The following is a 12,466-nucleotide window of genomic DNA, read 5'->3' as shown; positions in this document are numbered from 1 at the left end:
GTTAACGTTTGCGAGGGTAAATCTTTACCAACACCGCCACTATGAGGCCTTCCATGCCAATCAACCTCACCATCCCGGACATTCAGGAACTCAAGCCACGCATTACCGTGTTCGGTACGGGTGGCGCCGGCGGCAACGCCGTCAACAACATGATCGAGTCCGGACTCGATGGGGTCGACTTCGTCGTCGCCAATACCGATGCGCAGGCCCTGGCTCTCAGCAAGGCCCAGCGGATCATCCAGCTCGGCGTCAACGTCACCGAGGGCCTGGGCGCTGGTTCGCATCCTGAAGTGGGTCGCGCAGCCGCCGAAGAGAGCTGGGACGAAATCAACGACCATCTCTCTGGTTCGCACATGGTGTTCATCACCGCCGGCATGGGCGGTGGCACCGGTACCGGCGCAGCGCCAGTGATTGCTCGTGCTGCGCGCGAGCAGGGCATCCTGACTGTCGGCGTCGTCACCAAGCCGTTCAATTTTGAAGGCAATCGCCGTGCTCGCCTGGCCGAAGACGGCATCGACGAACTGCATCGCCATGTCGATACGCTGATCGTCATTCCGAACCAGAACCTATTCCGCGTCGCCAACGAGAAGACCACCTTCGCCGACGCGTTCGCGATGGCCGACCAGGTGCTGTTCTCCGGCGTTGCCTGCATCACCGACCTGATGGTCAAGGAAGGCCTGATCAACCTCGATTTCGCCGACGTGCGTGCCGTGATGCGCGGCATGGGCAAGGCGATGATGGGTACCGGCGAAGCCTCGGGCGAAGATCGTGCCCGCCACGCCGCCGAAGCCGCTATTGCCAACCCGTTGCTTGACGATGTGTCGATGCATGGCGCACGGGGCCTCTTGATCTCGATCACCGGCGGCCCTGACCTGACGCTGTATGAAGTCGACGAAGCGGCCAGCCGCATCCGCGAGGAAGTCGATCCGGATTGCAACATCATCCTGGGCGCCACCTATGACCCGAGCCTCACCGGCACGATCCGTGTTTCGGTCGTCGCCACGGGCACCGATGCCACCATGGTCCAGGCGCTTGAGCCGGCAAAGCCACATGCTTCGCGCACGCCGCTTGAAGTGCGCCGCCACGTGCCAGTCGAGCCGAGCCGCGCTCAGATCGAACGCGCTGCCGTAACCCAGCCTGCCGCAGTCGTTACCCAGCAGATCGAGCATCAGGTCGAGGCCGCCGTGGCCGAAGCCTTCGCGATCCACACGCCCGCGCCGAGCTACTATGATACGTCTGAAGACGACGGCGTCTCAGTCGAGCCCTATATCCCGGCCGCTGCCGCTCATCACGAGACGGACGAGCCTATTATGGCTGACGATTCGCCGGTGCCCAGCGTCTATGTGCCGTCCCATGCCGCTCGCCCCGATGGCCAGCGCCGCATGCCGCGCACCGAGGAGCTGCCCATTGTTGCTCGCCGGACACAGGAAGTGCAGGAACGTCATGAGCCAGAGCCTCGCAATGCGCGGGCTTTGTTCAAGCGCCTCGCGTCCAATGTCGGCCTGAACCTGGGTCAGCCCCAGCCGCCGGTGAAGGATGAGCCGACCTATTCCGCAGCCGACGATGCCGCTGCCCGCAGCGCGATTGAAGCAGGCGGCGCAAGGACTTCGCGGGTTTCCCCGCCGGTCGAGGGTGCTCGTGGCAACCTCGATGCACAGGGTCGCCAACCGGCTGCTGCGCCGCCGAAGGATAGCCTCGAGATCCCGGCTTTCCTGCGCAAGCACGGTTAACCGCGCGCTTCTGGTATTCCGAAACATTGCTCGGTGCGGCTTCCGCGCCGAGTTTTTTTTGAGTAACACAGGTCCTAGGGGCGGGACTGGGTCGGAGTAATTCGAGTATGCAGAAACTTTCCACGCGCCAGCGCACCCTCGCGGCTGCGATCACCTTCTCCGGCTACGGCGTGCATAGCGGCCAGCCGGTGACACTGACGATCAGCCCGGCGCCTGTCGATAGTGGCTTCCTGATCTGCCGCGAGCGCGGCGAGGGCCAAACCACCAAGCCTGTGCCTGTTCATTTTTCGCGCGTCACGCGCACCACTCTCTGCACCACGCTCGATCTAGGCGACAGCGTCAGCGTCGCGACTATTGAGCATGTTACGTCGGCCCTGTCGGGCATGGGCGTGGACAATGCCCTCATCAGCGTTGATGGCACCGAGTGCCCGATTCTGGACGGCAGCGCGCGCCCCTTTGCCGAGGCAATCCTGCAGGTTGGCCTCGAAATCCAGCCGGCGCAGCGCAAGTTCCTCAAGATCATGCGCGCCGTCACCGTGCGCAACAACGACGCCTTCGCCGCGCTTGAGCCCTACAATGGCCGGGCGCTCGACCTCGAGATCGATTTCGACAGCAAGGTCATCGGTCGCCAGCGCATGATCTTCGACTGGACGCCGCGCCGTTACTACGATGACGTGTCGCGCGCCCGCACCTTCGGCTTCGTCCGCGATGCCAAGATTCTACGTCAGGCCGGCTATGCGCTCGGCTCCAGCCTCGACAATTCCATCACAGTTCACGAAGACCGCGTTCTCAATCCCGGTGGCCTGCGCTACGAGGACGAGTTCGTGCGTCACAAGCTGCTCGATGCCATCGGCGACCTGTCGCTGGGTGGCCTGCCAATCTGGGGGCGCTTCCGCTCCTACAAGGGCGGTCATGCCCTCAATGCGCATGTCCTGTCCGGTCTCTTTTCGAGCGAAGCCAACTATGAGATAGTTGGCGCTGAAGATTTGCCGCTGGAATTCGAGGCTTTTGACGATCAGCCCGAAGGCCTAGCGGTCAATCACTATTTGCGTTCCGTGCGCTAACCCATCCGGGCCGGCGCACGGCGCCGCAATTTTGATCCATTTGCTGACTACGCCGCCAACAATGCGGTGTTTTCGTATGAAAGACGGGGCAGTTCGTGACAGTTGACGCAATTGGTGGTCTCACCAGCCGGGCCACCCGGATATTGACGATTGCCCTGGTTGCCGTGGTCCTTGCCGGTTGCTCCGGAATGAACCTGTTCGGCCCGCCCAAGCTCAAGGATGAGGCTATCGTCCCAGCCGCTACGCTGTATCAGAAGGCACTGGATGATATGGACCGGCAGTATTTCCAGACCGCCATCAAGGCGCTGGAACAGCTTGATCGCCAGCACCCGCGCGATCCGCTGACGGAAAAGTCCAAGCTGATGCAGGTCTTCGCCTATTACCGCAGTGGCGAACTTGAGGAAGCCGTGCTTGCCGCCGACCGCTACCTTGCCATCTATCCCAATGGCAAGGACGTGCCCTACGTGCTCTATCTCAAGGGCAATTCCTACTATGCGCAGATCAAGGATATCACCCGCGATCAGCAGCTGTCGCGCGATGCCATCGAAACCTACAGTCTGGTGATCTCCAACTATCCGCAGTCGGAATATGCCGAAGACGCCCGTGAAAAGCTGCTGGTTGCCTATGACCAGCTCGCGGGCAAGGAAATGTCGGTGGGTCGCTACTATCTCGGCAACGGTCAGTACACAGCCGCGATCAACCGGTTCCGCACGGTCGTCGAGACTTGGCAGACCTCGACCCATATCGAAGAGGCGCTGTTCCGCCTTACCGAGGCTTACCTCTCGCTCGGTCTCACCAACGAGGCGATGACGGCCACTGCCGTGCTGGGTCACAACTACCCGTCCAGCACCTGGTACAAGCAAGCCTTCGAACTGCTCGGTAAGCAGGGCCTGGCCCCGCAGATGAACGAAGGCAGCTGGATGGCTGGCCTCCGGAACTAAGGTTTCCGCAAGAATTTGTTGCTAGTTTGTTCCGGGGCGCTATGATGCGCCCCGGTTCATTTTGTTCTGACGGAATCGCCAGCGCGTATGAACCGAGACGGCACGAGGTCTGTTGAGAAACAGGTGCTGTCATTCGTAGCGACGGTGACGTGATGGTAGGTTGCCGCCGAGTCTGTCGCGTGGCGACACCAAGCTTGGGAATGGTCCGCGCATGCTGAACGCGCTTTCGGTTCGCAATATCGTTCTTATCGACCAGCTCGACCTGGCACTGGATGGCGGCATGACCGTGCTGACCGGCGAGACCGGCGCCGGTAAATCCATTCTGCTCGATGCGCTGACCCTGGCCCTTGGGGGCAGGGGCGATGCGTCGCTGGTCCGTAGCGGGCAAGAGAGTGGGCAGGTGGTCGCCGTACTGCAACTGGCCGCCGATCATCCGGCGCGCGCCGTGTTGCGCGACAATGCCATCCCCGATGATGAGGATGTCATCCTGCGCCGCGTGCAGTTTGCCGATGGCCGCACCCGGGCCTTCATCAACGATCAGCCGGTTTCCGCCTCGCTGCTGCAGCGGGTGGGCGGGCAGATCGTCGAAATTCACGGCCAGCACGATGATCGGGCGCTGGTCGATGTCGCCACCCACCGTGCAGCGCTCGATGCCTTTGGCGAGCTGGATGGCGCCACAGGCAAGGTCCGTGATGCCTGGCAGGCGCTGAGCGATGCGCAGGACGCCTTGGCCGCCCAACAAGCACTGGTGGCCGAGGCGCTGGCCGCCGAGGACTACGCACGCCACACCGTGGATGAGCTGGGCAAACTCAAGCCGCTGGCTGGCGAGGAAGAAGAACTGTCCGAGCGCCGGCAGCATCTGCAACAGGTCGAGCGTTCGGCGTCCGATGTGGTCGAGATCGACAACATGCTCAACGGTCCGGCCGCTCCGGCGCCGGCACTGGCCAGCCTGATGCGACGATTGATGCGCAAGATCGATGGTGGCGCGACACTGTTCCAGCCGCTGGTCGATACGCTGGACGCCTCCTTGGTCGCCCTCGACCGCACTGCCGAATCGCTCGACGAGCTGAAGCGCGAAATGGCCTACGATCCGGCCGAGCTCGAGGCGGTCGAAGAACGGTTGTTTGCCCTGCGAGCCGCTGCGCGCAAGCACGGCACGAGCTGCGATGGCCTAGCCGAAGTGCTGGCCCGCTACACGGCCGATCTCGACACGCTGCAGAGCGGCGAAGCGCGGCTCGGAGCGCTCAAGATCGCCGAAGCCAAGGCCAGGGAAACCTATAGCAAGGCGGCGGAGACGCTCAGCAACGGCCGCGCCAAGGCTGCCAATGCGCTCAGCAAGGCGGTAGGGGCCGAATTGCCCGATCTCAAGCTTGGATCGGCGAAGTTCATCGTCGACCACCAGGTCGACAAGAGCCGCATCGCCGCCTCCGGCTTCGACCAGATCCAATTTCACGTACAAACCAATCCCGGCACTGCCGCCGGGCCGCTGCTTAAAGTGGCATCGGGCGGTGAGCTCAGCCGCTTCCTTCTGGCGCTCAAGGTGGTGCTGGCCGATCGCGGCTCGGCGCCCGTGCTGATCTTCGACGAAATCGACACTGGTGTCGGCGGTGCTGTCGCCGACGCCATCGGCCGTCGTCTTGCCCGTCTGGCCGATAAGGTACAGGTGCTGGCGGTGACCCATGCGCCGCAGGTGGCAGCGCGTGCGCAGCGTCATCTGCTGATCGAAAAGCAGATGGTCAAGGAAGGCGCCTTCATGCGCACGCATGTGAAGCCGCTGGCAGCTGATGCCCGGCAGGAGGAAGTGGCGCGCATGCTGGCCGGTGCGACGGTGACGGATGAGGCGCGGGCGGCGGCGAGCAAGCTGTTGAGTGAGGTCGGGTAGGAAGAATACCCGTTACCTAACCTCACCCTGAAAAGGGGAGGAACCGATCGTGTTCGTGGCACGATATTGCCCGACCACTAGGCAGTCCTCCCCCTATCAGTGGGAGGTTAGGTGGGGGTATCCTCTTCGATAGAATCTGTCCGAGTAGCCCGATGAACGACCTCTCCACCAAACCCGTCGATGACCTGACCGAGACGGAGGCGCAAGCCGAGCTGGCGCGCCTGGCCGAGGCCATCGCCGCGGCCGACATCGCCTATCACCAGAACGACGCGCCCGACATCACCGACGCAGCCTATGACGCGATGCGCCGCCGCAACGACGCGATCGAGGAGGCTTTTCCGGCGCTGGTGCGCGAGGACAGCCCATCGCTCTCCGTTGGCGCTCCGCCCGCCGAGGGCTTTGCCAAGGTCCGCCATGCGGTACCAATGCTCAGCCTTGCCAAGGCCTATACCGATGAGGACGTCGTCGACTTCCTCACCCGTGCCAAGCGCTTCTTCGAGCGCGACAAGGACCTCGACATCGCCTTCACCGCCGAACCCAAGATCGACGGCCTCTCGGCCTCGTTGCTCTACGAGAACGGGGTCTTCGTACGGGGCGCGACGCGCGGCGATGGCGCTGTCGGCGAGGATATCACCGCCAATCTGCGCACGATCAAGGACATCCCGGAAAAGCTCAAAGGCAAGGGCTGGCCGGCCAGCATCGAAATCCGTGGCGAGGTCTACATGACCTATGCCGAATTCCAGGCGCTCAAGACCCGCTCGGCCGCCGCTGGTGGGCAGGACTATGTCAATCCGCGCAATACCGCCGCCGGCTCGCTGCGCCAGAAGGACGCCTCGGTCACCGCGAGCCGCAATCTTCGCTTTTTCGCCTATGCCTGGGGCGCCACATCGGAAGATCCGGCGTCGACGCAGTATGAGGCGGTGCAGAAGTTTGGCGAGTGGGGCTTCGAGGTTTCGCCGCTGATGGTGCGGGCGAAGTCCGTCGATGAGCTGATCGCGCAGTACAAGTTGATCGAGGAGAAGCGCTCCTCTCTCGGCTACGATATCGACGGGGTCGTCTACAAGGTCGATCAGCTCGAATTGCAGCGTCGCTGGGGCTTCGTCACCGGCGAGCCGCGCTGGGCCGTGGCGCACAAGTTCCCGGCCGAGCAGGCCATGACTGTGGTCAAGAAGATCGACATCCAGGTCGGACGCACTGGCACGCTGGCGCCCGTCGCACGCCTTGCCCCAGTCACGGTCGGCGGCGTGGTCGTCGAGAACGTGACCCTCCATAACGAGGACTATATCAAGGGCTTCGACAGCAACGGACTGCCGATCCGCGAGGGCATCGACATCCGCATCGGCGACACCGTGGTCATCCAGCGGGCGGGGGACGTCATTCCGCAGATCGTCCGCGTAGTGCTGGAGAAGCGCCCTGATGATGCTGTGCCCTACGATTTCCCCCATACCTGCCCGGTCTGCGGGTCGCCGGCCACGCGCGAGCTGAACGAGAAGACCGGCAAGGAAGATTCCCGCCGCCGCTGCACCGGCGAGCTGATCTGCCCGGCCCAGGCGGTGGAGGGGCTGCGCCATTTCGTGTCGCGCGGGGCGCTCGATATCGAAGGCCTTGGCGCCGAGAATATCGACCTGTTCTTCAATGCCGGCCTGATCAAGACCGCTGCCGATATCTTCACGCTGAAGGACCGCCGCCCCGCCGTCACCAAGGCATTGGCCGAGCGTCGTGAAGAGCAGGCGAAGGTCCGTGAAGCCGCATCAGGCAAGACGCGCAAGAATGTCCGCAGCGTCGAGGATCGCAACTACGAGGGCCTCGACAAGCTGTTCGCCGCCATCGACGCCCGCCGCGAGCCGGAGCTCGACCGCTTCATCTTCGCGCTGGGCATCCGCCATATCGGCGAGACCACCGGCTCCGTTCTCGCCCGCACCTTCGGCACAATCGAAGAGCTGATCCGCGTGGGCAAGGAAACCGCCGCCGCTGCCGATCCGCACAGTGTCTTCCCGTCGGTCGATGGTATTGGCGGTACGGTGATCGAGGCACTGGTCGACTTCTTCGGCAATGAGCGCAACGATGCCGTGCTCGATGCCCTGCTGCAGCAGGTGCATCCCAAGCCCTATGTCGTCAATATTTCGGCCGATAGTGTCGTTGCCGGGAAAACCGTAGTCTTCACCGGTTCTCTCGAAAAAATGACACGATCTGAAGCCAAGGCTATGGCCGAACGACTGGGTGCCAAGGTGGCCGGCTCGGTATCGGCGAAAACCGATATCCTGGTGGCAGGTCCTGGCGCCGGGTCCAAGTTGAAGACAGCCTCCGATCTGGGGGTGGAAGTCATCACCGAGGACGAGTGGTTCGAGCGGGTGGGCAAGTAGGCGCGTTTCGCCCGGAACGCGATCAAGCGCAAGCGTCACGAGGGAGTGCGCGATGAAGTTTACTGGCCTATTGGCGACAGCTTTGCTGTTGCCCACGATTGCCCATGCCGGCGAGGCAGGGGATATTCTCACCCAACATCTTTATGCCGGCACGGTGGCCGAAGGACAGGCGGCGCTTGCCGCTGGCGCCGAGGCGCTTGAGCCCGAGGCCTGTTTCGGCGCCGGTTTCCTCAGCCTGGCCAGCGGAATCGAGGGCCTGGCACAGGACCTCTATCGCTATGGCGCCACCACGCCCGGCACGCCGGCCGCAGCACTGATGCTGGGCATCGGCGGCATGCCGGAGACAGCAGTACCGGCCAATCCCAATCCCGAGACGCTGACATATGAAGCTCTGCGCGGCATCCTCGCCGATTTCCGGGCCGATCTCACCAGCGCGCAGCAGAATTTCGAATGTCCCGCCGCCGCGACCGAAGGGGCCGATTTTGTCGTTCCCATCGAAGTGCTCAAGGTTCGGATCGATTTCGACGGTGACGGCCAAACCAGCGAAGCCGAGACGCTACAGGGTTTCCTTGAAGGCGTGTTCGGCGAGATGACGCCGCCGATGCCGGACGAACCGCTCGATGGCGGCAAGTCCAAGACCAAAGGTGGGGTGATCCCCGAACCTGCAGAGATCGACAGCACGATCGGCTTCGACGTTGCCGACTCGATCTGGCTGGCCGGCTATTCGCAGGTCATCGGTGTGCAGGTCGACATGATCCTCGCGCACAATTTCGAGGATTTCTTCAACGCCTACCTGCACCGGGTCTTCCCGGCATCCGGACTGCCGATGCAAGACTATTCCGAGGGCGGTACGCTGTTCATGGATCCGAGCAGCGATGCCGGCATTGCCGATATCATCGCGGCCATCCATACGCTGGATTTCCCAGTGGCCGATCGCGAGCTGTTCCAGTCCATCCCGGCTCAGCTCAAGCGCATCACGGCCCTGTCGCGCCAGAACTGGGACCTGATCATGGCCGAGACCGACGACGACCGGGAATTGCTGCCGAACCCCACGCAGACCTCGTTGATCGAGGGGCAGGACATTACCCCGGAGATGGTTGCCGCTTGGCGGGAGACGCTCGACGTGCTGGACAGAATAGTCGATGGCGAACTGTTGATCCCGCATTGGCGTTTCAAGCAGGGTTTCGACCTCAAGGCCTTCTTCGAAAATTCCGAGCGGACGGACCTTGTCATGCTGCTGACCGGGCAGGGGGCGCTGGCCTATCTGGCTGATGGCCCCATCGCCGACGCCGACAGTTTTGCGCTGGCCAACAGCGTATTCGGCGAAAACGTCTTCAACTATGCGGCATGGTTCAACTGATGCGCCCTACGCCGGGGCCGCTTGCGGCCCCGACAACCGCCGATTACGACGTTGGCGACCCCTGTTGATTTCATCTGAGTGTTCCGGAGATTACCATGCGCCTTTTAACCCTTGCCGCCGGCCTGTTCGTGGCTTTGACCAGCTTCGCCGCCGCCCAGACCTACGACACGCCACAGGCGCTGCTCGAAGCCTTTTACGAGCCCTATTTCAACGGCGAGTTCTCCGACAACGAGGAGGTCTTCCGCTCGCAGGCCCTGCAGGCGCTGTACGATAATGACGCACAGGTGACCCCGGCCGGCGAAATGGGCGCACTGAGCTTCGACCCCTATGTTGACGGCCAGGATTTCGACATCGCAGATTTCGAGATCGGCGCGCCCGGCATTGCCGGCGAGTATGCCTCGGTCGACGTCACCTTCACCAATTTTGGTGAACCGCGCAGTCTGACTTATGAACTGGTGCTGGAAGACGGCGGCTGGAAGATCGATGATGTGGTTTCGACCAATCCGGACAATGAGTACCGGCTGAGCGAGATTTTTGCCGAGAACGCGGCGCTGTATCAGTAAGCCTCGCGCGATTTCTCAGACGTCTTCCTCTCCAAAACTTAATCCTGCCGCCGCAAAGCCGCCATAAGCCGATCACAGTCGCGCCGTGCCTGCCCGCCATCTTCGATTGACGGTTAAAGGGGCAAATCGATGCGATTGATTCTGGCTTTGGTGGCGGCGGCTGTGGTGGTGGCACCGGCGATGGCGGCCGAGACGTTCAGTGATCCCAAGGCGCTGGTGACGGCGATCTACGACGACTACCAGCCGGGCAAACTGGCCGGGGATCCGACACTCTACTATTCCACCAAGCTCAAGGGCATTTTCGATCAGTCGATCGAGAATCAGGTCTTCGCCAGCGACGCCGCGATGACGGGTGCCGAGTTCAAGCCGGCTTCGGTGTTCAACCCATTCCTGCCCGATGTCAGCGCGCTGCTATTCGACGTGGCGATCGGCGAGGCCACCGTCATCGACGATCGCGCGGTGATCAATGTCAGCTACCACAATTTTGACCAGCCGCGTCTCGTGACCATCGCGATGGTGCGCGAGGACGGCAACTGGAAGGTCGACGACGTGGCGTCACTGGGCCGCGAGGACCACTGGTTGCTGAGCTGGGCGCTGATGTACGACCCGACGGGGTTTTGAGCCCTCACCTCTCCCCCAAGGGAGAGGTGAAGAGTCACAACTCCCCCGTCGCATCCTTCAGCCAGTCCTTGACCTTACCCTTGACCAGCGGTCCGATCTCTTTCCACACCCTGCGGTGATAGGCATCGAGCCAGTCCCGCTCCGCCTCTGATAGCAGCGACTTCCGGATCAGCCGCTTGTCGATCGGGGCCAGGGTCAGCGTCTCGAATTCGAGGTAACCTGGAAACGCCTCGCTCTCTTTCACCACGATCAGGTTCTCGATGCGGATGCCGTATGCGCCGGTCTTGTAGTAGCCCGGCTCGTTGGACAGGACGTTGCCGACCTCGAACGGTGTCGTATAGCGCGACGAGATGCCCACCGGCCCTTCATGCACACCGAGATAGGCGCCCACGCCGTGGCCGGTGCCGTGATTGTAGGTGATCCCGTCCTGCCAGAGGAACTGCCGGGCCAGTATGTCGATCTGGGCGCCATTGGTGCCTTTGGGGAAGCGCGCCATCGAAATGGCGATCATGCCCTTGAGCACACGGGTGAAGCGGTCACGCTCTTCGTCACTGGGCCTGCTGGTCGAGAGCGTCCGCGTGATGTCCGTCGTGCCCGACAGATACTGCGCGCCGCTATCGACCAGCATGATTTCGCCCGGCGCCAGGCCCCGGTCGGTCTTGGTAGTGACGCGATAGTGGACGATGGCGCCGTTGGGGCCAGCGCCTGAAATCGTGTCGAAGCTGGCGTCGACGCAGCTCTCCTCCTCGCGACGGAAGGCTTCGAGCGCCGTAACGATGCCGATTTCGGTGAGTTCGCCCTTGGGCGCCTCGTCGTCGAACCAGCTCAGGAATTTGGCCAGCGCCACGCCATCGAGCTTGTGTGCCTCGCGCATCCCGGCGAGTTCGGCCTCGTTCTTTTTCGATTTGGGCAGCAGCACCGGATCGCGCTTTTCGATCAGCGTGGCGCCGGCATCTTTCAGCGTGGTCGCGATGGCCTCCGGCGCTGAAGCCGGGTCGATCAGCACCGTTTTGGCGCCCTTGCCGAGCCGCGCCATGGCTGCGGGCAGGGTGCGGCTGCTGGCGATCCTGGCCACGCCGTCCAGCGCCCGGCGCAGTTCGCCGGTGATCTTGGCCGGATCGAGATAGAGCGTCGGCTGGCCCTTCTTCGGCACGATGGCAAAGCCGAGCACGAAAGGTGTGTTGGGCACATCACGACCGCGCATGTTGAACAGCCAGCAGATCGATTCCGGCAGCGTCAGCACGGTGGCGTCGGCGCCATCGGCCGCCAGCGCCGCCTGGATTTCGGCAATCTTGTCCGGCGCCGTCATGCCGGCCCGGTTGTGGCCGAGAAACTCGATCGGGCTCACCGGCGTGCCGGGGCGATCGGCCCAGATGGTGTCGACGAGATTTGGCCCCGCAATAAGGGTCGCGTGACCGGCCAGAAGCGTGGTCATCTCGCGTACTTCGCCGGGCGTGTGCAGCCACGGATCGTAGGCCAGCTTGCTGCCCTTGGGCACAATGGTCTTGGCCGTGTCGTTCAGGCCACCCCGGTCGGTCTGTACCACTGTCACCTTGCGCGTGTCGGTCTGGGCGGGGGCCTGCAGCGTGTAGCGGCTATCGACGAACAAGGCCGCCTTCTTCGGTCCAACCAGCGCCAGGCCGGCCGAGCCGGTGAACCCGGTCACATAGGCCAGCCGCGCCTCGCTTGATGGCACCGACTCGCCGCGATGCGCATCGGCGCGCGGGATCAGGAAGCCATCGACCCCGGCCTTGCTCATGGCCTGGCGCAGTGCCGCCAGCCGCGGCGCGACGTTCTTTGGGTCGGCCTTCTCCTCGAAGCTCTGGAACACGGTGGCGGGGAAGTTCTGGGCGGTCATGGGATTGTTCCTGTGCCGGAGTGCGCTCCGGTCATGGCTGGCTTGTTGTTATGAACTATAGCAATTCGGCGTCTTGGGCCTATT

The 12,466-nt window shown here is 63.0% G+C and carries 9 protein-coding genes; 8 read left to right on the top strand and 1 reads right to left on the bottom strand.

What is annotated here, in order from left to right; all coding sequences use genetic code 11:
• Positions 1 to 53: 53 nt before the first annotated feature.
• The 8 genes from ftsZ (at position 54) to IM737_RS05635 (ending at position 10,524) form a co-directional block, all read left to right on the top strand.
• Positions 54 to 1,730, top strand: coding sequence for a cell division protein FtsZ (gene ftsZ, locus IM737_RS05670; protein WP_236898950.1), 1,677 nt, complete (start codon positions 54 to 56; stop codon positions 1,728 to 1,730).
• 107 nt (positions 1,731 to 1,837) lie between these two features.
• On the top strand, positions 1,838 to 2,794 hold the full coding sequence (gene lpxC, locus IM737_RS05665) for a UDP-3-O-acyl-N-acetylglucosamine deacetylase (RefSeq protein WP_236898949.1): 957 nt from the start codon (positions 1,838 to 1,840) through the stop codon (positions 2,792 to 2,794).
• 95 nt (positions 2,795 to 2,889) lie between these two features.
• Complete coding sequence (locus IM737_RS05660) at positions 2,890 to 3,735, top strand: outer membrane protein assembly factor BamD (RefSeq protein ID WP_236898948.1); 846 nt, start codon at positions 2,890 to 2,892, stop codon at positions 3,733 to 3,735.
• Positions 3,736 to 3,946: 211 nt separating this feature from the next.
• Entirely contained in the window at positions 3,947 to 5,617 is a 1,671-nt protein-coding gene (gene recN / locus IM737_RS05655) for a DNA repair protein RecN (protein WP_236898947.1), read from the top strand.
• A gap of 152 nt (positions 5,618 to 5,769) precedes the next feature.
• Positions 5,770 to 7,980, top strand: a complete 2,211-nt coding sequence (gene ligA, locus IM737_RS05650) for an NAD-dependent DNA ligase LigA (RefSeq protein WP_236898946.1) — start codon at positions 5,770 to 5,772, stop codon at positions 7,978 to 7,980.
• 52 nt (positions 7,981 to 8,032) lie between these two features.
• Positions 8,033 to 9,340 (top strand): hypothetical protein, encoded by a 1,308-nt coding sequence (locus IM737_RS05645; RefSeq protein ID WP_236898945.1) that lies wholly within the window; start codon positions 8,033 to 8,035, stop codon positions 9,338 to 9,340.
• 95 nt (positions 9,341 to 9,435) lie between these two features.
• Positions 9,436 to 9,903: a DUF3828 domain-containing protein gene (locus IM737_RS05640; protein WP_236898944.1), complete on the top strand. Its 468-nt coding sequence runs from the start codon at positions 9,436 to 9,438 to the stop codon at positions 9,901 to 9,903.
• Between the two features lie 129 nt (positions 9,904 to 10,032).
• Positions 10,033 to 10,524, top strand: a complete 492-nt coding sequence (locus IM737_RS05635; RefSeq protein WP_236898943.1) for a YbjP/YqhG family protein — start codon at positions 10,033 to 10,035, stop codon at positions 10,522 to 10,524.
• 34 nt (positions 10,525 to 10,558) lie between these two features.
• On the opposite strand, the gene IM737_RS05630 is transcribed toward IM737_RS05635, so the two are convergent.
• Positions 10,559 to 12,382, bottom strand: coding sequence for an aminopeptidase P family protein (locus IM737_RS05630; protein ID WP_236898942.1), 1,824 nt, complete (start codon positions 12,380 to 12,382; stop codon positions 10,559 to 10,561).
• Positions 12,383 to 12,466: the final 84 nt, after the last annotated feature.

The sequence above is a fragment of the Devosia sp. SL43 genome (assembly GCF_021729885.1).
Taxonomy (GTDB): Bacteria; Pseudomonadota; Alphaproteobacteria; order Rhizobiales; family Devosiaceae; genus Devosia.
Note: the sequence above shows the minus strand (reverse complement) of the source record. Positions and strands in the feature narration are given on the sequence as shown.